The sequence below is a fragment of the Variovorax sp. LG9.2 genome, assembly GCF_035018885.1.
In the GTDB taxonomy this organism is placed as follows: Bacteria; Pseudomonadota; Gammaproteobacteria; order Burkholderiales; family Burkholderiaceae_C; genus Variovorax.
This window is the reverse complement of record NZ_JASJXB010000009.1, coordinates 15209-38058: the sequence shown is the minus strand read 5'-3', so window position 1 is coordinate 38058 and position 22850 is coordinate 15209. Positions and strand designations below refer to the sequence as shown.

21 protein-coding genes are annotated in these 22850 nt (G+C 63.2%); 9 read left to right on the top strand and 12 right to left on the bottom strand.

The features are described 5' to 3' along the window. Positions 1-2 precede the first annotated feature (2 nt). Positions 3-791 carry a DUF72 domain-containing protein gene (locus QN413_RS11530; protein WP_323496743.1) on the bottom strand — a complete coding sequence of 263 codons (789 nt, stop codon included), beginning with the start codon at positions 789-791 and terminating at the stop codon, positions 3-5. A gap of 97 nt (positions 792-888) precedes the next feature. On the opposite strand from QN413_RS11530, the gene QN413_RS11525 reads away from it, so the two are divergent. After that, positions 889-2403, top strand: a complete 1515-nt coding sequence (locus QN413_RS11525) for a M20 family metallopeptidase (RefSeq protein WP_323496742.1) — start codon at positions 889-891, stop codon at positions 2401-2403. Positions 2404-2471: 68 nt separating this feature from the next. Here QN413_RS11525 and QN413_RS11520 read toward each other — a convergent pair whose 3' ends face one another. From QN413_RS11520 to QN413_RS11505, 4 genes are all read right to left on the bottom strand, one after another. Beyond that, positions 2472-2960 carry a YidB family protein gene (locus QN413_RS11520; protein ID WP_409050897.1) on the bottom strand — a complete coding sequence of 163 codons (489 nt, stop codon included), beginning with the start codon at positions 2958-2960 and terminating at the stop codon, positions 2472-2474. A 102-nt stretch (positions 2961-3062) separates the two neighbouring features. Then, positions 3063-4448: a M20/M25/M40 family metallo-hydrolase gene (locus QN413_RS11515; RefSeq protein WP_323496741.1), complete on the bottom strand. Its 1386-nt coding sequence runs from the start codon at positions 4446-4448 to the stop codon at positions 3063-3065. Positions 4449-4479: 31 nt separating this feature from the next. After that, positions 4480-5229: a 16S rRNA (uracil(1498)-N(3))-methyltransferase gene (locus tag QN413_RS11510; protein WP_323496740.1), complete on the bottom strand. Its 750-nt coding sequence runs from the start codon at positions 5227-5229 to the stop codon at positions 4480-4482. Position 5230: 1 nt separating this feature from the next. Further along, positions 5231-6394, bottom strand: a complete 1164-nt coding sequence (locus tag QN413_RS11505; protein WP_323496739.1) for an aminoglycoside phosphotransferase family protein — start codon at positions 6392-6394, stop codon at positions 5231-5233. Positions 6395-6505: 111 nt separating this feature from the next. On the opposite strand from QN413_RS11505, the gene QN413_RS11500 reads away from it, so the two are divergent. From QN413_RS11500 to rsmA, 3 genes are read left to right on the top strand one after another with little or no spacing between them, the layout of a single operon-like run. After that, positions 6506-8908 carry an LPS-assembly protein LptD gene (locus QN413_RS11500; protein ID WP_323496738.1) on the top strand — a complete coding sequence of 801 codons (2403 nt, stop codon included), beginning with the start codon at positions 6506-6508 and terminating at the stop codon, positions 8906-8908. A 22-nt stretch (positions 8909-8930) separates the two neighbouring features. Next, positions 8931-10346, top strand: coding sequence for a peptidylprolyl isomerase (locus QN413_RS11495; RefSeq protein ID WP_323496737.1), 1416 nt, complete (start codon positions 8931-8933; stop codon positions 10344-10346). Position 10347: 1 nt separating this feature from the next. Further along, positions 10348-11145 (top strand): 16S rRNA (adenine(1518)-N(6)/adenine(1519)-N(6))-dimethyltransferase RsmA, encoded by a 798-nt coding sequence (gene rsmA / locus QN413_RS11490; RefSeq protein ID WP_323496736.1) that lies wholly within the window; start codon positions 10348-10350, stop codon positions 11143-11145. A 48-nt stretch (positions 11146-11193) separates the two neighbouring features. Here rsmA and QN413_RS11485 read toward each other — a convergent pair whose 3' ends face one another. From QN413_RS11485 to QN413_RS11470, 4 genes are all read right to left on the bottom strand, one after another. Then, on the bottom strand, positions 11194-11328 hold the full coding sequence (locus tag QN413_RS11485; protein WP_261802507.1) for a hypothetical protein: 135 nt from the start codon (positions 11326-11328) through the stop codon (positions 11194-11196). A gap of 59 nt (positions 11329-11387) precedes the next feature. Continuing rightward, positions 11388-11822, bottom strand: coding sequence for a barstar family protein (locus QN413_RS11480; protein WP_261802611.1), 435 nt, complete (start codon positions 11820-11822; stop codon positions 11388-11390). Between the two features lie 64 nt (positions 11823-11886). Next, positions 11887-12300, bottom strand: coding sequence for a ribonuclease domain-containing protein (locus QN413_RS11475; RefSeq protein ID WP_323496735.1), 414 nt, complete (start codon positions 12298-12300; stop codon positions 11887-11889). Between the two features lie 203 nt (positions 12301-12503). Beyond that, entirely contained in the window at positions 12504-14852 is a 2349-nt protein-coding gene (locus tag QN413_RS11470; RefSeq protein WP_323496734.1) for an NADP-dependent malic enzyme, read from the bottom strand. A gap of 190 nt (positions 14853-15042) precedes the next feature. Between QN413_RS11470 and QN413_RS11465 the strand changes: the two genes are divergently transcribed. From QN413_RS11465 to QN413_RS11445, 5 genes are read left to right on the top strand one after another with little or no spacing between them, the layout of a single operon-like run. Continuing rightward, complete coding sequence (locus QN413_RS11465; protein ID WP_323496733.1) at positions 15043-16104, top strand: SPFH domain-containing protein; 1062 nt, start codon at positions 15043-15045, stop codon at positions 16102-16104. A gap of 43 nt (positions 16105-16147) precedes the next feature. Further along, positions 16148-17632, top strand: coding sequence for a DUF4178 domain-containing protein (locus QN413_RS11460; protein ID WP_323496732.1), 1485 nt, complete (start codon positions 16148-16150; stop codon positions 17630-17632). A 27-nt stretch (positions 17633-17659) separates the two neighbouring features. Continuing rightward, complete coding sequence (locus QN413_RS11455; RefSeq protein ID WP_187053712.1) at positions 17660-17878, top strand: DUF350 domain-containing protein; 219 nt, start codon at positions 17660-17662, stop codon at positions 17876-17878. 11 nt (positions 17879-17889) lie between these two features. Then, on the top strand, positions 17890-19425 hold the full coding sequence (locus QN413_RS11450; protein WP_323496731.1) for a polyamine aminopropyltransferase: 1536 nt from the start codon (positions 17890-17892) through the stop codon (positions 19423-19425). After that, complete coding sequence (locus QN413_RS11445; protein WP_323496730.1) at positions 19422-21008, top strand: FAD-dependent oxidoreductase; 1587 nt, start codon at positions 19422-19424, stop codon at positions 21006-21008. Before QN413_RS11450 ends, QN413_RS11445 begins: the two co-directional genes overlap by 4 nt. 13 nt (positions 21009-21021) lie before the next feature. Here QN413_RS11445 and QN413_RS11440 read toward each other — a convergent pair whose 3' ends face one another. From QN413_RS11440 to QN413_RS11430, 3 genes are read right to left on the bottom strand one after another with little or no spacing between them, the layout of a single operon-like run. Further along, positions 21022-21150, bottom strand: a complete 129-nt coding sequence (locus QN413_RS11440) for an NAD(P)-binding domain-containing protein (RefSeq protein WP_323496729.1) — start codon at positions 21148-21150, stop codon at positions 21022-21024. Continuing rightward, on the bottom strand, positions 21147-21800 hold the full coding sequence (locus tag QN413_RS11435; RefSeq protein WP_323496728.1) for a dihydroxyacetone kinase subunit L: 654 nt from the start codon (positions 21798-21800) through the stop codon (positions 21147-21149). Before QN413_RS11435 ends, QN413_RS11440 begins: the two co-directional genes overlap by 4 nt. 7 nt (positions 21801-21807) lie before the next feature. Then, positions 21808-22815 carry a dihydroxyacetone kinase subunit DhaK gene (locus QN413_RS11430; protein ID WP_323496727.1) on the bottom strand — a complete coding sequence of 336 codons (1008 nt, stop codon included), beginning with the start codon at positions 22813-22815 and terminating at the stop codon, positions 21808-21810. Positions 22816-22850 lie beyond the last annotated feature (35 nt).

Genomic DNA, 22850 nt, shown 5'->3' with positions numbered 1-22850 from the left:
TCTCAGGCGGCGGGCTTCCATCCAAGACGCTCCAACAAAGCACCTGCCGCGGCCGGTGCTTTTTCTTTGGCGCCGTTGATGAAATAGACGAACACGTCACTCCTCTTTTTGGCCGACGGCGCTGCCCATTTCTGCGCTCGCTCGGCCCATGCATCGAGTGCTTTTGGCGCGTAGCCGGTCTTCAGTTTCGCATCGCTCATCATGAGCCGTGCATAGGTGAACTCGCCCTCGGGTTGTTCGAACGAAGGGAACTTGTCGGAGTCGGTGAAGACCGTCGTCACCTTGTACCTTTTCGCGAGCTTTTGGTACTCGGGCACGATAAAGCTCGGATGCCGTACGTCCATCACGTGGCGCAACGCATGGCTGCCTTCCTTCTTCGGCAGAAGGGCGAGAAAGGCCTCGAAGTCTTCCGGATCGAATTGCTTGGTTGGCATGAACTGCCAGACGATGGGTCCAAGCTTCTTACCCAATTCGGTGAGGCCGCTGCCGATGAATCGCTCGATCGATTCGCCAGCGGTCGAAAGCAGCTTGCGGTTGGTTGCGTAGCGCGTGGCCTTGAGCGAAAAGACGAAGTCGTCCGGCGCCTCGTCGTGCCACTTCCTGAAGCTTTCGGGCTTCATGGTGCTGTAGTAGGTGCCGTTGACCTCGATGGCGGTCGTGTGCCGGCTGGCGTAGCCGAGCTCTTTGGCATGCGACAGGCCCTTGGGATAGAAGTTGTCGCGCCACGGTTCGAAGGTCCAGCCGCCGATGCCGACCCGTATGTTCGAGATGGTTGGTTTCGAAGTTGCCATGGGGTTGCATGGTGCGTTCGGCCTTTCGCTTTCGTCAACCTCTCCAAGCGGCGCAGAATAATGTTTTGCCCCTGCTCACCTTCAGCGGAGACCCCACATGAATGCACCCCTGCACCGCGAAATTCCCACCGGCCTGCTCGACGCTGGCCGCGCCCTGTCCGATGTCACTGTCAAATGGGACACCGACATCGTCAAGCAACTGACCGACTACATCGAGATCCCGGCCAAGTCGCCCGGTTTCGACAAAGACTGGTCAGCGCATGGCTATCTCGACACGGTGCTGCGCAACGCAGCGAACTGGGTCGAAGCGCAGAAGGTCGAAGGCCTCAAGCTCGAGATCGTCCGGCTCGAAGGCCGCACGCCCGTGCTGTTCTTCGAGGTACCCGCAACCGGCACCACGATGACCGACACCGTGCTCATGTACGGCCACCTCGACAAGCAACCCGAGTTCACCGGCTGGCGCAACGACCTCGGCCCCTGGACGCCCAAGTATCTGGACGGTCTGTTGTATGGCCGCGGTGGTGCGGACGATGGCTACGCGGTGTACGCCAGCGTCGCCGCGCTGCAGGCCCTGAAGGCGCAAGGCGCGGCGCACCCACGCATCGTCGGCCTGATCGAAACCTGCGAAGAAAGCGGCTCGTACGACCTGCTGCCTTACGTCACCGCGCTGAAAGATCGGCTCGGCGAAGTCGGGCTGGTGATCTGCCTGGATTCCGGCGCCGGCAACTACGACCAGCTCTGGCTGACCACGTCGCTGCGCGGCATGGCCAGCGGCACGCTCAAGGTCGAAGTGCTGACCGAAGGCATCCACTCCGGCGATGCGTCGGGCCTGGTGCCGTCGAGCTTTCGGATCATGCGGCAGGTACTCGACCGGCTCGAAGACAGCGCCACCGGTCGCATGTTGCCGGCCAGCTTTCATTGCGAAGTGCCGGCAGACCGGCTGGCGCAAGCCAAGGCGACAGCCGCGATCCTCGGCGAAGAAGTCTACAAGCGCTTTCCATGGGCGCACTACGACTGCGGTGGCTCTACCGCCTTCGCCCTGCCGACCACCACCGACCCGCTCGAGGCGCTGCTCAATCGCACCTGGAAGCCGACCTTGAGCGTGACCGGGGCCGAAGGCTTTCCGGCGCTCAAAGATGCGGGCAACGTGCTGCGTCCCTACACCGCGTTCAAGCTGTCGCTGCGCCTCCCGCCACTGGTCGATGCCGGTGCGGCGGTTGCGGAAATGAAGGCGCTGCTCGAAGACAACGCGCCGTACCAGGCCAAGGTGACCTTCGAGCACGGTGGCGGCGCCACCGGCTGGAACGCACCTGCCATCACGCCGTGGTTCGAGCAGGCGCTCAACGCGGCGAGCCAGGCGCACTTCGGCGCGCCGTGCGGCTACATCGGGCAGGGCGGCACCATCCCGCTTATGAACATGCTGAGTGCGGGCTTTCCGACCGCGCAGATGATGGTGTGCGGCGTGCTCGGCCCCAAGAGCAACGCGCACGGGCCCAACGAGTTCCTGCATGTGCCGTATGCGAAGAAGCTGACGGCAGCCGTGGCCGAAGTCATCGCCGCATTGCCTGTGGCGCATGCCGCGCATGCGGCAGGTGCCACTGCGACCGCCTGATCGCAATAGACAAAAAAAGAGCGCCCTCCCGAGCGCTCAACTTGCGATGAAACCTGCAGGCTTCTTTGCTAGCCCTTTTGAAGCAATCCGCTCAACGATGACAGCAAATCGTCGTGCTCGCCTAAGCCCTGAGCGGGTACTTGTCCGTGCGGCGTCAGATGGTCGATCAACTGCGGCAGCATGGTCGCCAGCAGAGGCAACAGCGTCGCCGCGTTGATGCCCAACTTGCTGGCGATGCTCGCCACGGTGTCATTGCCGAGCACGTCGTTGAGCTGACCGCCAGAGATCGGCACGTTGTCGCCTTTGCCGATCCACGAGCCGACGACATCGCCGAGGCCGGCTTGCTCGAACTTGGAGACCAGGCCGCCGAGTCCGCCTTGCGACCCGTTGTTGGCGAGCAGGCCGCCGAGTGCACCGGCCAAACCGCCGAGGTCACCGATCCCGCCTAGGCCGCCACCCATGGGCATGCCACCGGCAGGCATGCCGCCCTGCGGTGCCGACTGCGACTGCGGCAACCCGCCCAACACCTGACCGACTATCGAATCGAACAATCCCATGAGTTTCCCCTCGTGCGTGTGACAGAACTGCTGGCATTGTCGGTTGACGCGCGGAATAAAGGAAACTGTCTTTTCCCTACCGGGCGCGCCGTCTTGCTGCAATTACTTCGGCGCCGTTGCCTGACCGACGACAGCCGTCCGGGGCGGGCGCTTTGCCAGCAGTGGTTCGCTCACGCCTTGCACGCCGACCAGCCCGAGCACGGTGAAGAGCGAGTTCTGCGCACCCTTCCACGCATCGGTGACGTCGATCCATTCCGACAGCGCATGAAAGTTGCCGGTCTTTCCGCCGCCGCCGATGACGATGGCGGGAATGCCGAGAGACATCGGCACATTGGCGTCGGTGCTCGCACCTGACATCAGCGTCTTGAGGCCGAAGGCGGTGTTCGATCGCACTGCTGCTTCGACGATGACCGAATCGCCCGGTGTGCGGCCACCCGGGCGATCGCCGATGAGCTTGGTCGATACGGTCAGCGTGTCGACGTTCCAGCGCTTGTTCTCCGCAACGACGGCTTCGTCGATAGCGGTCAGGATTTTCTTCTCGGTTTCGAGCAGCGGCGCCATCGCATCGGAGCGGATGTCGATCGCCATGCGCGCGTCGGGCGCAATGGTGTTGACCGAGGTGCCGCCGCCCACGGTGCCAACAGTGAAGGTCGTCCGCGGCACGCTCGGCGTCTGGATGTCGGCGATCTTGGCGATGGCGCGGCCCATGCCGTGGATGGCACTCGGCACCTGCCCGAAGGCGCCGTAGCTGTGCCCACCCGGACCTTTGAAGGTCACTTCATAGCGATGGCTGCCGGTGCCCAGCACGAGCACAGCACCATCGGGTGCCGGCTCGAGGCCGACCATGCCGTCGATGTCGCGATGCTCGGCAAAAATGTGCTTCATGCCGCGTAGGTTGCCGAGCTCTTCTTCGCCGACATTACCGACGAAGAGCAGGTCGCCGACGGTCTGCACCTTGTTGTCGTTGAGTACCTTGAGCCACGACAGCAGCACCGACAGGCCGCGTACGTCGTCTGAAATACCGGGCGCGTAGAGCTTGCCGTCGCGCTCTTTCACCTTGACGTCGGTGCCAGCCGGAAACACCGTGTCGAGGTGCGCCGAGATCAACAGCTTGGGACCGTTACCGGTGCCTTTGCGCAGGCCGACGACGTTGCCTTCGCTGTCGATGCGTGCATCGGCGAGGCCGAGTGCTTTCATGCGTGCGAGATAAGCCTCGGCGCGCTTCTGCTCCTTGAAGGGCGGCGCTTCAATCTCGGTCAGCATCTTCAGGTCTTCGATCGAGCGGGTGTGGTCGGCTTGCACCGCTTCGAGCAACTGCTTGATGACCTGTGAGGCCATCAGTTGTTCGAACGCCTTGTCGACGGCGGGTGACACCTGCAGCGGCGTTGGCGCCACGGCATTGAAGCCTTGGGCGTGAAGCGCGCTCGAGCAAAGGAGCGCGATTGCGGAAGTGACAGAAGCGAGGCGACGAAGTTTGAGGGCAAGCATCGGAGGAACGGGCGGAACAGGGTTGAGGGGCCTAGCGGGCTTCGGATGCGTCGGACAACAACATCAATGCCGCCAGCGCTGCGGTTTCAGCGCGCAGTACGCGTGCACCGAGCGTGGCCGGCATGAAGTCGTGCCCAATTGCCTCTTGCTCTTCGCCGCCGCTCAGGCCGCCTTCGGGCCCGCTCAAGACCAGTGCGTCGCGGCCACCGATCGTCGGAAGCACGGCGTTCAAGGGACGCGTCCCGTCCGCCAGGCTGAGGACGAAGCGTGCCGGTGCATCCGCCGGCGCCGCTTCTGAAGGCATCGAACCGAGCCACGCAGCGAACGACCGGACCGGATGGATCACCGGCACGCGGTTGCGTCCACATTGCTCGCACGAGGCGATGGCGATGGCTTCCCAATGCGCGCGCTTCTTGTCGGCACGTTCACCGGCCAGGCGCAGCACGCCGTGCGCCGTCATCAGCGGCTGGATGCTCGCGACCCCCAATTCGGTTGCCTTTTCGACCAGCCAGTCCATGCGCTCGTTGGCTGGCATGCCGACGACAAGATGCACGGCACGCGCTGCTTCGCGCTCTATCGAACGATGGTCGCCGACCATGACTGCAACATCGCTGCGGCCCATGCGCTCGACCGTCGCGTCGTACTCGCCGCCGACGCCGTCGAACAGCGTCAGCGCATCGCCAGGCTGCATGCGCAGCACCTGCACATGGCGCGCAGCGCCTGCTGGCAGGTCCAGTGATACACGGGCACTCAACGGTACCGAACAATGAAACCGTGGCATCTCAGACGCGGCCGTACGCGAAGCCGGACAAAGCCGTGTTGCCTTCGACTTCGTCGATCACGCGCAGCAGTGGCGTCAGTTCCATGTACCGGGCCGCAGTGGCGCGAATGTAGGCGATGAAGCGGGGCGTGTCGGCCAGGTACTTCGGCTTGCCGTCGCGCAAGGTGAGGCGCGCGAAGATGCCAGCGACCTTCAGGTGGCGTTGCAAACCCATCCACTCGACCGCACGATAGAAGGCGCCGAAGTCGGCATCGACCGGCAACTTGGCCTTGCGGGCGGCGGTCCAATAGCGCACGGTGACATCGAGCACAAACGCTTCATCCCAGCTCAGGAAAGCATCGCGCAACAAGCTGGCGATGTCATAGGTGATCGGGCCGTAGACCGCGTCCTGAAAGTCCAGGACACCAAGGCGCGTACCGCCCTTGATGTCATTGGCAGCATTGAGCAAGCCGCCTGCTGCACCGTCGCGAACCATCAGGTTGCGCGGCATGAAGTCGCGGTGCACATAGACGTTGGGCGAGGCCAGGTTGCTCTCGACGATGAGCTTGAAGCTGCGTTCCAGCCGCTCCTGCAACTTGCCGGTGATCGCCATGCCGCGGTGCTGCGTGATGTACCACTGCGGAAAAAGGGCAAGCTCGCGTTCGAGCAAGGCGCGGTCGTAGGGCGGCAGTACGTCCGGGCGCGATGCGAGCTGCCAGCGGATCAGCGCGTCGATCGCCTCGTCGTATAGCGGCCGGCTGGCGTTGGCGTTCGCCGGGTCGACGACGTCTAGCATCGTGCGGTGGCCCAGATCGTCGAGCAGCAGAAAGCCGTACCTTTGATCCCACTCGAGCACCGCGGGCGCTGTCACGCCGGCCTCGCGCATCAGGGCAGCGACCTTCACGAAGGGGGCGCTGTCTTCTTTTTCGGGCGGTGCATCCATCACGATGCGTGTCGTGCCGTCGGCAGTGTCGACCCTGAAATACCGGCGAAAGCTCGCATCGGCGGATGCGAGGCGGACGGTGTCCGGACGCAACCGTTGTGTTGTCACCAGGCTCGCCAGCCAGCCGTCGAAGGCCGCGGACCGAGCCGTGTCTGGCCAGACGATCGCATCGACAGCTTCGAAGGGCTGCGACGGTTGTACCGGGGTCGTGTTTTCAGGGGCGGGAGACGAGGAGGCTGTCATGGATAATCGATTCTACAAATCCGACTCGCAGCCGCGCAGCCGACCTCCCTGCAACCACCGGCCCAGTTGCGCCGTTTCCCGACGAACCCTTGCACCGTGCCGATGCCTGAAATGAAACGAGCCATGTGGCGTCGTCGCCGCGCGCCGCTGCCTCTGGCCGCGCTGTCACTTGCGTTGCTGCATGCGCACGGCGCGCTGGCGCAGGATGCGCCCGCCGTCGATCCGCCGCTCATGCTCAAGCGCACGCCGCAGCTCACCGAAACATTGCCGCCAGCCGAGCGGGGCCAGCTCCCGAGCTTTGTCGATGGCGACAAGCTTTCGGGCCGACCCGATCTTGAAACGATCGTCGAAGGCCATGCCTCGATGCGACGGGGCGACACCGTCATCAACGCCGACCGCCTCGAGTACTACCAGCCGGACGATCTGGCCAAGGCCCGTGGCAATGTTCGCGTGAATCAGGCGGGCAATGTCTACGAGGGCCCCGAGCTCGAGTTGAAGCTCGAAACCTTCGAGGGTTTTTTCAACAACGTGCGTTATCGATTCCTCGCCACGGGTGCCCATGGCGACGCCGAGCGAATCGATTTCGTCGACAGCAACGTGTCGGTCGCTCGCCAGGCGACATACACCACGTGTCGGCGCGAAGACTATCCCGGCTGGATGCCGGCCTGGCTCCTGACCGCGGCGACGCTCACCACCGACTCCGAAGAAAACGTCGGCGTGGCGACCGATGCACGGCTGAGCTTCATGGGCATCAGCACACCGGCCTTGCCGTCCATGAGCTTCCCGCTCAACAACGATCGCAAGACCGGCTTCCTGCCACCGACGGTGGGCATCAGCAGCGTCAACGGAATCGACATCACGGCGCCGTATTACTGGAACATCGCGCCCAACCGGGATGCGACCTTCTATCCGGACCTGATGAGCAAGCGCGGCGTCAATCTGGGCAGCGAATTTCGATACCTCGAGGACAAGTACTCCGGCCAGATCCGCTTCGACTACATGCCGACGGACGAGCTGCGCGATCGCAAGCGCTGGGGTCTTTGGACGCACCATGAGCAAACCTTCGATCCCAAGCCTTTCGAGCTGGATTCGCTCGGCATGGTGTTCAACATCAACCGCGTGAGCGACGACAACTATTGGCGCGATTTCACGCGCACTCCGTCGCTGACCTCGCGTCTGCTGGCGACCAATGGCGCGCTCAACTGGAGCAAGGACGACTGGAGCGGCGCTTTCGGCGCGACCAAGTACCAGACGCTGCAGTACGACGCCTCGACCATCACGCCCCCGTACGATCGACTGCCGCAGATCACCGCCAACTATGCCAAGTACGACTGGCACGGCTTGGACATCAAGCTGGCGACCGACTACACGCGCTTCAGGGCCGATCCGTCGGTGCAGCTGCAGCCCAACGGCGACCGCGTGTTCGCCGAGGGCGAGATCAGCCGGCCGCTCTTGTCGTCGGGCGGTTTCATCATCCCCAAGCTCAAGCTGCACACCGCCAGCTACCAGCTCGACTCAGCGCTGGCCAACGGCTCGACCAGCGCGTCAAGTACGGTGCCGACCTTCAGCCTCGACAGCGGCTTGATCTTTGAGCGCGATGCCAATTTCTTCGGACGTGCCTTCCGGCAGACGCTGGAACCACGGGCCTATTACGTGTACACGCCGTACCGCAACCAGAGCAATCTGCCGGTCTACGACAGCGCGTCCAACGACTTCAACTTTGCGACGGTCTACACCGAGAACGAGTTTTCAGGGCACGACCGGGTGTCGGCCACCAATGCGCTCACGGTCGGCCTGACCACGCGCCTGTACGACGCCGACACCGGTGCAGAGGCCGCGCGCTTCGGAATCGCACAGCGGTATCGCATCCGGGACCAGGACGTGACGCTGCCCGCCACCGGATCGACTGCTGCGTCTGTCGCCTCGCCGGCCGGGGTGAGCGATCTGCTGCTGGGCGCCCAGATCAACTGGACGTCGAAATGGAGCCTGGACACGACGTTCCAGTACAACGCCGACACGCACCGTTCGGTGCGCACCGCGGTCACGGCACGCTACAGCCCGGAGCAGTATCACAACCTCACTGCGTCATACCGCTTCCAGGCGCCGACGACGGCCGGCGGTAGCGACGGCAACAAGTCGATCGACGTCGGCTTTCAGTGGCCGCTGAACGACCTGTGGGGCGACAAGGGCAAAGACCTGGGGCCGGGGCGCGGTGCGGGTGGTGGGCGCTGGTATGCGGTCGGCCGCCTTAACTACAGCATCCAGGACAAGACCTTGACCGATGGCGTGCTCGGCTTCGAATATGACGGCTGCTGCTGGATCGGCCGCGTGGTGCTGGAACGTTTGAGCACCGGCCAAGTCTCAGCGGGTACGCGGCTCATGTTCCAGCTCGAGTTCGTCGGTTTTGCCAGTGTGGGCACCAGCCCGCTGCGCACACTGACGCAAAACATTCAGCGTTATCAACCCTTGCGCGCGCCCCATCCCGGCGCGAGCCGCTTCACCAATTACGACTGAGCCATCTGCCAGGACATCTGCCATGAACCACATCCGATCCACCCTTACTCTGGCCTGTTTTGCGACATTGGTCGTTACGTCCAGCGCACAGGCGCAAGGCTTTCGCCCAAGCGGTCGCGGCATCACCGACATCATGCGTACCGGCCCGCGTGTGGCTCCCGCACCGGGTGCGGCAGCACCCGCAGCGAAGGCGTCCGGCCCGGCCGTGCAGCGCTCGGCGGAGTACATCGTGGCGCTGGTCAATTCGGAGCCGATCACCAACACCGAAGTGCAGTCGCGGATGTCTCGCGTGTTGAAAGAAAACGCTGAGGCCGAGCGCGTGCCGCGAGCTGAACTTGCGCGCCTGGTGCTGGAGCGGCTTGTCCTGGAGCGTGCGCAATTGCAGCTCGCGAAAGAGACGCGAGTCAACGTCGACGATGTCGCGATCGAGCAGGCCGAGCAGACCGTGGCGCGCCAGAACCAGCTCAGCCTGAGCGAGTTGCGCGCCCGCGTCCAGGCCGATGGCATCACGCTCGACGAGTTCCGTAGCGACCTGCGCAATCAGCTGACGCTGACGCGTCTGCGCGACCGAGAAGTCGACAACAAGCTGAAGATCACCGACCTGGATGTCGACCAGTACCTGCGCGAGCAAAAGCTGAGCCCGAAAGCGAATGCACCCGATATCAATCTGGCGCAGGTGCTGGTCGCGGTGCCGGACGGTGCCAGCGCGGCGGATGTCGCCAAGGCACAGCAAAAGGCACAGGGCATTGCGCAGCGTGCCAAGGCGGGCGAAGACTTCGCCAAACTGGCACGCGACCTGTCGGATTCTCCGGAACGCGTGAATGGCGGCGCCATCGGCTTGCGCAGCGCCGACAAATACCCGCCGTTGTTCGTCGAGGCGACGCAATCGGTCGCGGTCAACGGCATTGCCGGGCCAGTTCGTTCGGGCGCTGGTTTTCATGTGATCAAGGTGCTTGCCAAGGGCGAGGCCGGGTCCGCCGAAGGCGTGGTCACGCAAACGCAAGTGCGCCACATCCTGCTGCGCAGCGACCCCAAGGTCCCAACGACTGACGCGGTGGCCAAACTGGCCGAGTACAAGCGCCGCATCCAGAGCGGATCGGCTGATTTCGCGACCTTGGCGCGCGACAACTCACAAGATGGCAGCGCGAAGGACGGCGGCGAGCTGGGCTGGTCGCGACCGGGTCAGTTCGTGCCCGAGTTCGAAGAAGCGATGGATCGGTTGGCACCCGGCCAGATCAGCGACCCGCTGGTCTCGCGTTTTGGGGTGCACCTTATCCAGGTCGAGGGGCGTCGCGAATCCAAGCTCAGCCAGGCCGAGCAGCGTGAAACGGCGCGTGCCGAGTTGCGTGAGAAGAAGGCTGACGAAGCATTCGAAACCTGGGCGCAAGAAGTCCGTGCCCGCGCGTACGTCGAGTACCGCGAACCGCCGCAAAGTTGATGTGAAGCACATCCCGCGCAAGCGCTTCGGCCAGCACTTTCTGACCGACGGCGGGATCATCGATGCGATCGTGCACGAGATCGCGCCGCAGCCGGGTGACGCCATGGTCGAGATCGGCCCAGGTCTCGCTGCACTCACGCAGCCGCTGGTCGAGCGTCTCGGTCGTCTTACCGTGATCGAGCTCGATCGCGACCTGGCAGTGAGGTTGCGCGCTCATGGTCAGCTCGACGTCATCGAGTCGGATGTGTTGAAGGTCGATTTCGGTGCTTTGGCCGATCGCTTGGCGGTGCCGCCGGCAACGGGGCTTCGCGTGGTCGGCAACCTGCCGTACAACATCTCGACGCCGATCCTGTTTCACCTGCTTGATTCGGCGCATCGGGTGGTTGACCAGCACTTCATGCTGCAAAAGGAAGTGATCGATCGCATGGTCGCCAAGCCGGCAACGTCCGACTACAGCCGCCTGAGCGTGATGCTGCAGTGGCGCTACGAAATGACCAACGTGCTGTTCGTACCGCCCGAGAGCTTCGATCCGCCGCCACGCGTCGACAGCGCTATCGTGCGCATGGTGCCGCTGGCCATTCCGCCGGCAGTCGATGTCAAGCGGCTCGGAGAGATCGTCCAGGTGGCCTTCAGCCAGCGTCGGAAAATCATGCGCCACACATTGGGCAAATGGCTGGAGACGCATGGCTTCGAAGGCGGGTTCGATGCGCAGCGCCGCGCTGAAGAAGTACCCGTCGCGGAATACGTGGCTTTAGCCCAGGCGGTGCCACCAGACTATGCGACGAAAGTCACACAATGAGAAAAGCCCGCATTGCGGGCTTTTCTCTTGCTGCCTCTATGGCCGCCTTCAGGCAGCTGAAAGCCAATAGTTGGAGTTGAATGGGCTGCTCATACGCAGCGCCAGTGGCGACACATCGACGAGTTTGTCGGTCGGCATCTTTTCCGCTGTGGGGTCGACGGTGAGGTCGATGCCCGAGAGCACGTCGGTGCCCTGCGAAGCCTCTTTCGCCCGTTCTGCTTGGCTGGTGTGTGCAGAACGGGCTACAGAAAAGAATAAAAGCACCTGAAGGGTATCTTTCGATCCCCCCAGTAGTCCGAGGCGTCCCGGAAGATATCGAGCAGTTGCTCGCGTGCTTCCTTGTCGAACTTGGCGTTGGCCGGAATCTGCTCGAGCACGATGATGAAACCGGGCTGCGGGCCCGATTTATGCAACGGGTCTGTCATGCAGTCGTACAGCGCGTCGAAATTCTTCCCAAAATGCGCCGGGAAGGTGAACTGCTGGGCAATCAGGTCGAGCACGTCCTGCTTGGTCTGGGCGTTGCCCAGATTCGCATAGAGAAAGTGCTGGCCCGCCGCGTGCGCTGCTTCCTGCAGATCGTTGACGCGGAATGCGCGAATCGACTGCACGATGTTCGGTCGCACGGAACGAAGGGATAAGGTCATCTCCGTTGGTCTTTCCATAGTTGTCGTCAACATGTCTTCTTTCGTCATGACGCTTCGAGGCGTCGCTCCCCTCAACAGTTCATCGTTCATGCGGTCTTCATGGGACGATGCGCCGGAAACTTGCATAGTGGTCTGCCGTGTACCAGCAGGTGTCGGGCGTCCTGCGCTCACCTGCGCAGACGATTCGTCTGGCGCCGCGATCACGCGACCCCGGGGTTTCGACCGTGTATTCGCGGTAGTTTCCGCGACGGGCTGTGGGTAACTGGCGTTCTCGGTTGCCGAAAACCATGCCGTCTTTGTCGTGAGCAAACGGGCCACCGTTCAAAATTGATTCGTAAGTTCGCTGACCCTGCGTCGGCAGTTCGGTCAGTGCAATCGATTCCTTCGCGGATTGACCGGCTAGGCGACCGAACCAATCGCGGGCTTCGACATTAGATGTTCCCGTCGCCAACGCCGCCAGCAACAAGCCGGTGAACGCAAACTTCGAGGCAAAAAACGTGATCGAGGCCATTGACTGGACAGTGACCGCCAGGGGCACCAGAGGGAAAAGAGCGGGAGTCGAATTGGTGGATTAACCTTGGGGTTAACCCGAAAATTCAAGCCCGCCAGTGTGCACCAGCTCGGCACAAATAGCAAGTACCCTGCTCAAAGATTGAGCAGGGTACAAAGACTGCAGTGCGCCGCTAAGTTGGCGCCCGCTTTCGGTGCAGCGCCTTATCTTTCGACGTTGGCGTCGGCGACTGTCAACGCCGTCATGTTGACGATGCGGCGCACCGTCGCGCTCGCCGTCAGAATATGCACAGGTTTGGCCGCACCCAGCAGGACCGGGCCGATGGCGATGTTGCCGCCTGCTGCCGTTTTAAGCAGGTTGTATGAAATGTTGGCTGCGTCGATGTTGGGGAACACCAGCAGATTGGCATTTCCCGCCAACGCGCTGTGGGGCATGACAGCGTCGCGCTGTTTGCCGTCCAGAGCCACGTCGCCGTGCATTTCGCCGTCGACTTCAAGCCAGGGCGCTTGCACGCGCAGCAGCGCGAGTGTTTTGCGCATCTTGAGGGCGCTGGGCTCGTTGCTGGTGCCGAAGTTCGAATGCGACAGCAGCGCGGCCTTGGGCTTGAGCCCGAAGCGCAGCATTTCCTCCGCCGCCATGGTCGTAATTTCGGCCAGTTCTTCCGGGCTCGGGTCGTAGTTGACGTGCGTGTCGACGAGGAACACCTGGCGATCCGGCAGCAGCAGGCCGTTCATGCAGGCATAGACCGGCACGTCCTGCGGCGTGCTCTCGCATCCGCCAGGTCGCTTGCCGATCACCTGGTCGATGTAATGCAGATGCGTGTGCGTCGTGCCCCAAGTGCCGCAGATCAGGCCATCGACCTCACCTTTGTGCAGCAGCATCGCGCCGATCAACGTCAGTCGCCGGCGCATCTCGATCTTCGCGGTTTGCACCGTCGTGCCTTCGCGCTCGGTCATGCGGTGATAGGTCTGCCAGAAGTCGCGGTAGCGGTGGTCTTGCTCGACGTTGACGATGTCGTAGTCGAGCTCTTCCTTCAGTCGCAACCCGAACTTCTCGATGCGTTGCGCGATGATCGACGGCCGACCGATGAGCGTCGGCCGCGCCAAGCCTTCGTCGACCACGATCTGTACGGCGCGCAACACGCGCTCCTCTTCACCCTCCGAAAATGCCACGCGCTTTTTCGTCGCGCGCTTGGCGGCGTCGAAGATCGGCTTCATCGTCGTGCCCGACGCGTAGACGAAGCTTTGCAACTTGTCGCGGTAGGCGTCCATGTCCTTGATGGGGCGCGACGCGACGCCGCTGTCGGCCGCAGCTTGCGCCACGGCCGGTGCGATCTTCATCATCAGCCGCGGATCGAAGGGCTTGGGGATCAGGTACTCGGGGCCGAAGCTGAGCTTCTCGCCAACGTACGCTGCGGCCACGCGTTCGCTCTGCTCGGCTTGCGCCAGCTCGGCGATCGCGCGCACTGCGGCAATTTCCATCTCGTCGGTGATCGTCGTCGCGCCGCAGTCGAGCGCGCCACGAAAGATGTACGGGAAGCACAGGACGTTGTTGACCTGATTCGGGTAGTCGGTGCGGCCGGTCGCCATGATCAGGTCGTCGCGCACCGCATGCGCGTCTTCCGGTGCGATCTCGGGGTTGGGATTGGCCAGCGCGAAGATCACCGGGCGGGGCGCCATCTTGGCGACCATCGCCGGCTTCAGCACGCCGCCTGCAGAGAGGCCCAGAAACACGTCCGCGCCTTCGATCACGTCCGACAGTGAGCGCGCTTCGGTGTTCTGCATGTACTGGCGTTTGTCGTCGTCCATCAGCTCGGTGCGGCCTTCGTAGACGACGCCCGCAAGGTCGGTCACGTAGACGTTCTCGCGCTTCAGGCCGACCTTGAGCAGCAAGTTCAAGCAGGCGAGCGCGGCGGCACCGGCGCCTGACGTGACGAGCTTGACCTGCCCGATGTCTTTGCCCGCGACTTTGAGGCCGTTGAGCATTGCGGCGGCAACCGTGATCGCGGTGCCGTGCTGGTCGTCGTGGAACACGGGGATCTTCATCCGCTTGCGCAGCTCGCGCTCGACGTAGAAGCAGTCGGGTGCCTTGATGTCTTCGAGGTTGATGGCGCCAAAGGTCGGCTCCAGCGACGCGATGATCTCGACCAGCTTGGCAGGGTCTTTCTCGTCGATCTCGATGTCGAACACATCGACCCCTGCGAACTTCTTGAAGAGTACGCCCTTGCCCTCCATCACCGGCTTGGAAGCCAGCGCGCCGATGTCGCCGAGCCCGAGCACAGCGGTGCCGTTGGTGATTACGCCGACCAAATTGCCGCGCGAGGTGTACTTGAAGGCGTTGAGCGGATCTTTGACGATTTCTTCGCACGGGGCGGCGACGCCAGGCGAATACGCCAGCGACAGGTCGCGCTGGTTGACCATTTGCTTGGTCGCCGCGATGGCGATCTTGCCGGGCACCGGGAACTCGTGATACTCCAGCGCGGCGCGCCGCAGCTCGGCGCGTTTGTCCTCGGCAGAAGGCGCGGACGGGGTGGCGGGGGTCGATTCGAACATGGGCCTGGGCTCCTTGGGCTGCGCTGCAATCGCGCTTCTTCTGGGGGCGCCGATTGTAGACCCCGACCCCGCCGGACATAGGCCGCATGGCAGAGCCGAGCACGCCCGAAATCCGTGTGGCCGTGCGGGGCAATGTGGCAATATCCCCAGGTCAAAAACCACCCCGGCATATTCCGGACGAGGAGCGACCATGGCGCTGATGGATTTCATCAAGAAACAGTTCATCGACATCATCCAGTGGACCGAGACCGGCGATGGCACGCTGGCCTGGCGCTTCCCGATGGCGGAGATGGAAATCCAGAACGGCGGCTCGCTTACCGTGCGCGAATCGCAGATCGCGCTGTTCGTGAACGAGGGCAAGGTCGCCGACGTCTTCGGGCCCGGCATGTACAAGCTCACCACGCAGACGCTGCCGGTGCTCACGTACCTGAAGAACTGGGACAAGCTCTTCGAGTCGCCATTCAAGAGCGACGTTTACTTTTTCAGCACGCGCCAGCAGATCGACCAGAAGTGGGGAACGCCGCAGCCCATCACGATCCGCGACAAGGACTTCGGCGCGGTGCGTGTGCGAGCCTTTGGCAACTACAGCTATCGGATTGCCGACCCCAAGCTGTTTTATAACGAGATTTCGGGCACGCGCGACATCTATAGCGTGACCGATCTCGATGGCCAGTTGCGCGGCATCGTGCTGCAGAACATCAGCAACGCTATCGCCTCCAGCGGCGTGCCGTTTCTCGACCTGGCGGCTAACCAGATCAGCTTTGCGCAAGCGTTGGCCGCGCAACTCGTGCCCGAGTTCGAGAAGATCGGCATCAAGCTCGAGAACATCACGGTGCAGAACGTGTCGCTGCCGGAAGAGCTGCAGAAGATCCTCGACCAGAAGATCGGCATGGGCATGGTCGGCAACGACATGGGAAAGTTCATGCAGTACCAGACCGCGCAGGCGATTCCGAAGTTTGCCGAGGGCTCGGCCAGCGGCGGTGGCATCGCGGGCGACGCGATGGGCCTGGGGGCCGGTGTGGCGCTCGGTCAGGTGATGGCGCAGAACCTGGCGCAGGGCCTGAATCCGAACAACAACGCCGCAGCCGCCGCGAGCGCTGCCGCAGCGGCTGCGCAATCGTCGGTCGCGGTCGTCAGCCCCGCCGATGTCATGACCACGCTCGAAAAGCTCGGCGAGCTCAAGACCAAGGGCATCCTCACGCAGGAAGAGTTCGACGCCAAGAAGGCCGACCTGCTCAAGAAGCTTGTCTAGACCCGCGACATGGTCCTGACAGCGCCCCCATGGCGCGTGTTCCGTGGCTGACGATACCGGCAGCCAGCGCTATTACCGCGCGCCGTGTCCCGGCTGCGGCGCGCCGGTCGAATTCCGGTCGGCGCAGTCGACGTTCGCCGTTTGCGCTTATTGCCAGAGCACTGTCGTGCGACAGGGCGACACGCTGGCGCGCATCGGCAAAATGGCCGAGCTGTTCGACGACTTCAGCCCGCTGCAGCTCTTTGCCGCGGGCCGCATCCAGGACAAGCCCTTCACGCTGGTCGGTCGTCTGCAGTACGCCTACGAAGGCGGCCGCTGGATCGAGTGGATCGCGCAACTCGACGGCGACCGCACGGGCACGCTCAGCGAAGACAACGGCGCCTACGTCTTCACGCTGCCGTACGAGCTGAAGCAGCCGGCGCCGTCGGCCGGAGCATTGGTCGTCGGCGCGACCACCGCGTTCAACGGCCAGAACTACACCGTCGCGTCGAACCAGCAAGTGACGCTGGTGTCGGCGCAAGGCGAGCTGCCGAAGCTGCCCGATCTCGGCAAACCGTTCGCGATGGTCGAACTGCGCAACGACCAGGGCCTGGTGCTGAGCCTGGACTACGGCAGCGTGCCGCCCGCGGCCAGCCTGGGTCGGTCTGTGTTGCTCGACGACCTGAAGCTCACCGGCTTGCGGGACGACTCGGGCAAGGAAGAAAAAGGCCGCGGCTTCAACTGCCCGAACTGCGGCGCGCCGGTCACCGTCAACTTCGCCGACAGCAAGACCATCACCTGCCGCGCGTGCAACAGCATCATCGACCTGACGCAGGGGATCGGCGGTGGACTGAAGCACGCCGAGCAAGCCGAGCCGGTGCGCCCGCTCATCGCGCTCGGTGCACTCGGGCAGCTGCAAGGCGCGTCGTGGCAGGTGGTTGGGTTTCAGCATCGAATGGGGCAGGAGCCCGGCGACGACGAGATGTTCGGCTGGGACGAATACCTGCTCTACAACAAGAAGCGCGGTTTCAGCTTTCTGGTCGACGCGACCGACGGCTGGAGCATGGTGCAGCCGACCACCGGCGCGCCCACCATGGCCGAAAGCGGTTCCGCTGCCACGTACATGGGCAAGCGCTTTCAGCAGCAGTACGCCTACAACGCCGAGACGACCTATGTGGCGGGCGAGTTCTACTGGAAGGTCGAGCGTGGACAAAAGACTTTCAACCGCGACTTCGCGGCCGGCGCCACGCTGCTGTCGATGGAACGCTCGGCCAACGAGCTGACATGGTCGTCCGGTGGCAAGCTCGACAGCGCGACGGTGGCCAGCGCGTTCAAGCTCGACGCGAAGAAGGACATGTTCAAGCGCGGCGACGTGCTGCCGGTGAGTGCTGCGTTGGGATCTGGCCTGGGCTGCGGCACCATCATCCTGATCGGTGTGGTGATCATTGTTCTGTTGATCATCCTGAGCACTTGCAGCAGCTCGTCGGGCGGCTCACGCAGCTCGGGCGGCTCATACGGCGGTTTTTCGAGTGGTGGTGGCCACAAATGACACCCATTTTTTCCGGAGGTCCTCATCATGGGATTTGAATATTTGAAGCCGGGCGTGATCCTGTCGTCGCTGGTCTTCGCGCTGATCGGCGTGCTGATCTTCTGGCTGTGCTTTTTGATCATCGACAAGCTCACGCCCTACGACCTCTGGCACGAGATCGTCGAGAAGCACAACGTGGCCTTGGGGCTGGTGGTTGCCGCCATGAGCCTGGGCATCTGCATCATCGTTGCCGCTGCGATTCATTGACGGACAGTGCGTTGAACGGGCCTCGCTCGACTGGCCCGCAGCCCGTCGAAATCGCGCTGCTCGCCAGCGTCTTCGTCGTCGCGGCCTGCGGGCTGGTGTACGAGCTGAGCGCAGCAGCGCTGAGTTCTTACCTGCTGGGCGACTCGGTGCTGCAGTTCAGCACCATCATCGGCACCTATCTGTTTGCCATGGGCGTGGGCTCGTGGCTCTCGCGCTATTTCGATCGGCAGTTGCCCGCGCACTTTCTGCGCATCGAACTGCTGGTGGCGGTCGTCGGCGGCTCGTTGCCGGCCATCCTCTTTCTCGCCAACGCGTACCTGCCGGGTTCGTTTCGACTGCTGCTCTACGGGCTCGTGATGATTGTCGGCACGCTGGTCGGGCTGGAGATTCCGCTGGTCATGCGCATCCTTCGGCGCAACGTGCTGCTGAAAGATCTGGTGTCGCAGGTGCTGACCTTCGACTACCTCGGCGCATTGGCTGTATCGATCGCTTTTCCGCTGGTGCTGGTGCCGCAGCTCGGCATGATCCGCACCGGCCTGCTGTTCGGCTTCATGAATGCGGCGGTGGCCGTGTGGGCGCTCTGGCTGTTCCGCCATGAGCTGCGCGGCATCGGTGCGCATGCAACGGCTTGTGCATTGGCGCTGATCGCGATCGGCACGGCCTTCGTGTTCGCCAACCACATCACGACGCTCGCCGAAGACAAGTTCTATCAAGACCGCATCGTGTTCAGCGACACGTCACCGTACCAGCGCATCGTCGTCACGCGTGGCCTGCTAGGGCATCGCCTGTTCTTGAACGGCAATCTGCAATTCGCCGAGCGCGACGAGTACCGTTATCACGAGGCGTTGGTGCATCCGGTGATGGCGGCGCAAGGTGCACCCAAGCGAGTCGCAGTCTTGGGCGGCGGCGACGGCATGGCCGTGCGCGAAATACTCAAATACCCGTCGGTCGAACAGGTGACATTGGTCGAGCTCGACCCGAACATGACCAAGCTCTTCACCGACCATGAAACGCTGGCCGCACTCAACGGCGGTTCGCTGAAATCGCCCAAGGTGAAGATCGTCAACACCGATGCCTTCCAATGGCTGCAGCAGCCGGGAGACATGTTCGATGTCATCGTCGTCGACTTCCCGGACCCGACCAACTTCGCGATCGGCAAGCTGTACACGAACAGCTTCTACGCGCTGCTCGAAAAGCGGCTTTCTGCGAGCGGCTATGCAGTGATCCAGACCACGTCCCCGCTGGTTGCGCGCAAGAGTTTCTGGACCGTCGCGACGACCATCGAATCGGTTGGGCTCACGGCCACGCCGTATCACGTGCATGTGCCTAGCTTTGGCGAATGGGGTTTCATCATTGCGAGCCGCCGGCCGTGGCGCGCACCCGATACGTTGCCTGGCGGCTTGCGCTTTCTGTCGGCGGCGACCTTGCCGCTGATGTTCGACTTTCCACTCGACATGGCACGCGTGCCGACCGAGGTCAACCGGCTGTCGAACCAGATCCTGGTGACCACCTACGAAAGCGAGTGGGGCAAGGTGGTCGCGCATTGAAACGCCGGGATTTCATCGCTGCGACGGCGGGTGCGCTGACGCTCGCGGGCTGCGCCGCGCCGCTGTCGATCGAGGGCGGCTTCACCGGCATCGACGTGGCACGGGGCCATGCGCTGCGCGATGGCGCGCTGAAGAATGCGGCGCCGACAACGGTGCGCCGCACGCGCGTGGTGATCGCTGGCGGCGGCGTGGCGGGCCTGGCCGCCGCGCGCGCACTGCGACTCTCCGGCATCGATGACTTCGTGCTGCTGGAACTCGAAGACAGCGCTGGCGGCAACAGCCGCGGTGGCATGGTGGCAGGCATCGCCTGCCCACTCGGTGCCCACTACCTGCCGGTGCCCGGCGATGACGCGAGCGAAGTGCAAGACCTGCTCGAAGAACTCGGCCTGCGCAAGCGCGTGAGTGGCCGTTGGGAATACGACGCGCGCAACTTGTGCCACAGCCCACAGGAGCGGCTGTTCTTTCAAGGCGAGTGGCAAGAAGGCCTGCTGCCGGTGCATGGCGTGACCGAGTCGACGCTCGCGCAGTACAGACTCTTTGCTTCACGCGTCGAAGCGTTGCAGCGCAAGACGCGGTTCGCCATCCCCATGGCAAAGATCGCAGCGACGCCCGAGATGCTGGCGCTCGATGCGGTCAGCTTCGCGGCATGGCTCGACCCCGAAGGCCTCGTTGACGCGCATCTGCGCTGGTACCTCGACTATTGCTGCCGCGACGACTACGGCGCTGGCCTCGCACACGTCTCGGCCTGGGCTGGCATCCATTACTTCGCGAGTCGACATGGCTTCCATGCGCCGGGCGACGACAGCGGAGAACGCGACGCTGTGTTGACATGGCCCGAAGGCAATGCCTGGCTCGCGCGTCGTTTGGTCGCGCCACTCGGCGACCGGATCAAAGTGGCACATGCTGTCACGCGCATTGCCGAATCGCGATCCGGCGTCGAGGTCGATGCATTCGATGCCGCGACGAAAACGATGGTGCGCTGGGAGGCCGAACGTTGCATCGTCGCGTTGCCGGTTTTCATCGCGGCACGTGTGGTCGAGAACCCGCCTGCCGTTCTTCGCAACGCAGCGGCCAACGTGCGCTACGCACCGTGGCTCGTCGCCAACGTGCACCTGCGCGCACCGCTCGCCGACAACGGGCACGGCGCTGCGCCGAGCTGGGACAACCTCGTCTACGGCACCGGAGGCCTCGGCTACGTCGATGCGCGCCATCAGACGCTCGACCCGACGCCCGCACCGACCGTGCTGAGCTGGTACCGCCCGTTAGGTCCAAGCGCGAGTGATACCGGCGATGGTCGAAAGCTGCTGCTCGAGCGGCCGTGGGCCGGGTGGCGTGACGACCTGCTCGCCGAGCTGTCGGTGCCGCATCCGGACCTGCCTTCGCTCGCCACTCGCATCGACATCACCCGCTATGGGCATGCGATGGCCATGCCGACGCCGGGACTTCTGAACCGATTGGGCGCAAGCGAAAAACGACAGCGCATCACGAGCGGCCGCTTGGCCTTCGCGCATGCCGACTGGTCGGGCTATTCGATCTTCGAAGAGGCGTTCACGCGCGGTCACTTCGCAGGACTCGACTCTTGAAGACAGTGGCTCTTCAGGCGTCTTTCAAAGTCGCAGCGTTGGCAGCGCTGCGGTTGTAGCACCGCACTTCGTGGCCTTTTTTAAGGAGGGTCAGCCCTACCCCGGTACCCATGACGCCGGTGCCGATGATGGCGATTTTCATTTCATGCTTTCGTCTTGCGTGGCGAAGGCCCGCAGCGTGTCGATGAGCAGGAACCCTACCGTCGCGCCCGCATCCTGCAGGCCCAGCGATTGCTCTTGGAAGCAGGCGGCTTTGCCATGCTGAGCCACCATGGTGCGGGTCGCTTCGAGTGCTTGCGCCGCGACCTCGGTTGCCAGCGTCAGCGCATCCGGCAGCGGCGATTGCGTCTTTGCTGACGATTCGAGCGAGGCTGCAATCGGACCGAGCACATCGACCACCGTCTTGTCGCCCGGCTGCGCCTTGCCGCGCTGCGCCACGGCATCGTGATAGGCCCGCCAGAACACACTCCATTCGGCAGTGGAAAGGGTGAGGCACTCGCCCAGAGCCTTGCCGCCACTCATGAAACCGGTCGCGGTCAACGTGCCCATGGTCGATGGCGCTGCCTTGGCGATCGCCATACCGGCAAGCTGCAGTGTCTTGCCGATTGAATCGCCCGTGTTGGCCTGGACCGAGACGAAGGCAGCGGCGAAGGCCTTGTTCATCGTGATGCCCAAGTCGCTGTCGCCGACCTTTCCATCGAGCTCGATCAGGAATGCGCGTTGCTGGGCAAAAACGTCACGCAGGCGTTCGAACAGTCCGGCCAGATCGGTCTTTCCAATGCGCTGCATCATGCAAGCCTCACAACGGGTTCTGCATGAAGAACGGAGACTGCGCTGGCGCCGCAATCAGTCGCTTGAGTTCATCGTCCAAATAGAGCAAAGAGATCGATGCACCGGCCATTTCCATCGCGGTGGCGAACTCGCCTACGTAGGTGTGAAAGATTGAAACTCCGCGCTCTTTCAGAATCCCCGAGACTCGCCGAAAGAGGATGTACAACTCCTCCTTGGGCGTCGCGCCGAGACCGTTCACCAGCACGACGACTTCGTCGCCTTTGCCCAGTGGACGCTCGGCCAGGATGGGTCGCATCATCTCGTCGACCACCGCGTCGGCCGACAACAACGGGCCGCGCCGAATGCCTGGCTCGCCATGAATTCCCATACCGATTTCCATCTCCTCTTCACCGATGGAAAACGTCGCGTGGCCGACCTCCGGCACGATGCAGCTGCTCAGTGCCACGCCCATGGTGCGTGTATTGGCCTTGGCCTTTTCGGCAACGCGCTTGACTTCGTCCAAGGCCATGCCTTCGCTCGCTGCGGCGCCAGCTGCCTTGAACACGAAGAATGTGCCGGCAACACCACGCCGCTTGTGTTCCTGCCCTGGCGGCGAAGAAGCGACGTCGTCGTTGCCGACCACAGACAACACCCGAATATTTTCCATTTCGGCCATTTCGGTGGCCATGTCGAAGTTCAGGATATCGCCGGTGTAATTGCCGTAGATATAGAGCACGCCGGCACCCTGATCGATGGCCTTGGTAACTTCGTACATCTGATCGGCGCTCGGCGATTGGAAGACGCCGCCGACAGCGGCGCCGTCCAGCAGACCCGCGCCCACGAAGCCCAGGAACAACGGCAAGTGCCCCGAGCCACCGCCGGTCGCAAGGCCGACCTTGCCCTTGATACGCGGCTGCGTTGACACCAGGCATCGGCGGTCCTGCGCCACGAAGCCGACCTGCTTTGGGTGAGCGGTGTAGATGCCGTCGAGCATTTCGTCGACGAAGTCTTCAGCTTGGTTTAAAAACTTCTTCATATTCTTCTCCTTATGTTTTTCGTTCTTGCGCTTGG

What these genes read in the sequence shown, in the direction of transcription:
- QN413_RS11530 (WP_323496743.1), bottom strand. Translation starts at nt 791, where the DNA reads ATGGCAACTTCGAAACCAACCATCTCGAACATACGGGTCGGCATCGGC.
- QN413_RS11525 (WP_323496742.1), top strand. Translation starts at nt 889, where the DNA reads ATGAATGCACCCCTGCACCGCGAAATTCCCACCGGCCTGCTCGACGCT.
- QN413_RS11520 (WP_409050897.1), bottom strand. Translation starts at nt 2,960, where the DNA reads ATGGGATTGTTCGATTCGATAGTCGGTCAGGTGTTGGGCGGGTTGCCG.
- QN413_RS11515 (WP_323496741.1), bottom strand. Translation starts at nt 4,448, where the DNA reads ATGCTTGCCCTCAAACTTCGTCGCCTCGCTTCTGTCACTTCCGCAATC.
- QN413_RS11510 (WP_323496740.1), bottom strand. Translation starts at nt 5,229, where the DNA reads ATGCCACGGTTTCATTGTTCGGTACCGTTGAGTGCCCGTGTATCACTG.
- QN413_RS11505 (WP_323496739.1), bottom strand. Translation starts at nt 6,394, where the DNA reads ATGACAGCCTCCTCGTCTCCCGCCCCTGAAAACACGACCCCGGTACAA.
- QN413_RS11500 (WP_323496738.1), top strand. Translation starts at nt 6,506, where the DNA reads ATGAAACGAGCCATGTGGCGTCGTCGCCGCGCGCCGCTGCCTCTGGCC.
- QN413_RS11495 (WP_323496737.1), top strand. Translation starts at nt 8,931, where the DNA reads ATGAACCACATCCGATCCACCCTTACTCTGGCCTGTTTTGCGACATTG.
- QN413_RS11480 (WP_261802611.1), bottom strand. Translation starts at nt 11,822, where the DNA reads ATGTTGACGACAACTATGGAAAGACCAACGGAGATGACCTTATCCCTT.
- QN413_RS11475 (WP_323496735.1), bottom strand. Translation starts at nt 12,300, where the DNA reads ATGGCCTCGATCACGTTTTTTGCCTCGAAGTTTGCGTTCACCGGCTTG.
- QN413_RS11470 (WP_323496734.1), bottom strand. Translation starts at nt 14,852, where the DNA reads ATGTTCGAATCGACCCCCGCCACCCCGTCCGCGCCTTCTGCCGAGGAC.
- QN413_RS11465 (WP_323496733.1), top strand. Translation starts at nt 15,043, where the DNA reads ATGGCGCTGATGGATTTCATCAAGAAACAGTTCATCGACATCATCCAG.
- QN413_RS11455 (WP_187053712.1), top strand. Translation starts at nt 17,660, where the DNA reads ATGGGATTTGAATATTTGAAGCCGGGCGTGATCCTGTCGTCGCTGGTC.
- QN413_RS11440 (WP_323496729.1), bottom strand. Translation starts at nt 21,150, where the DNA reads ATGAAAATCGCCATCATCGGCACCGGCGTCATGGGTACCGGGGTAGGG.
- QN413_RS11435 (WP_323496728.1), bottom strand. Translation starts at nt 21,800, where the DNA reads ATGATGCAGCGCATTGGAAAGACCGATCTGGCCGGACTGTTCGAACGC.
- QN413_RS11430 (WP_323496727.1), bottom strand. Translation starts at nt 22,815, where the DNA reads ATGAAGAAGTTTTTAAACCAAGCTGAAGACTTCGTCGACGAAATGCTC.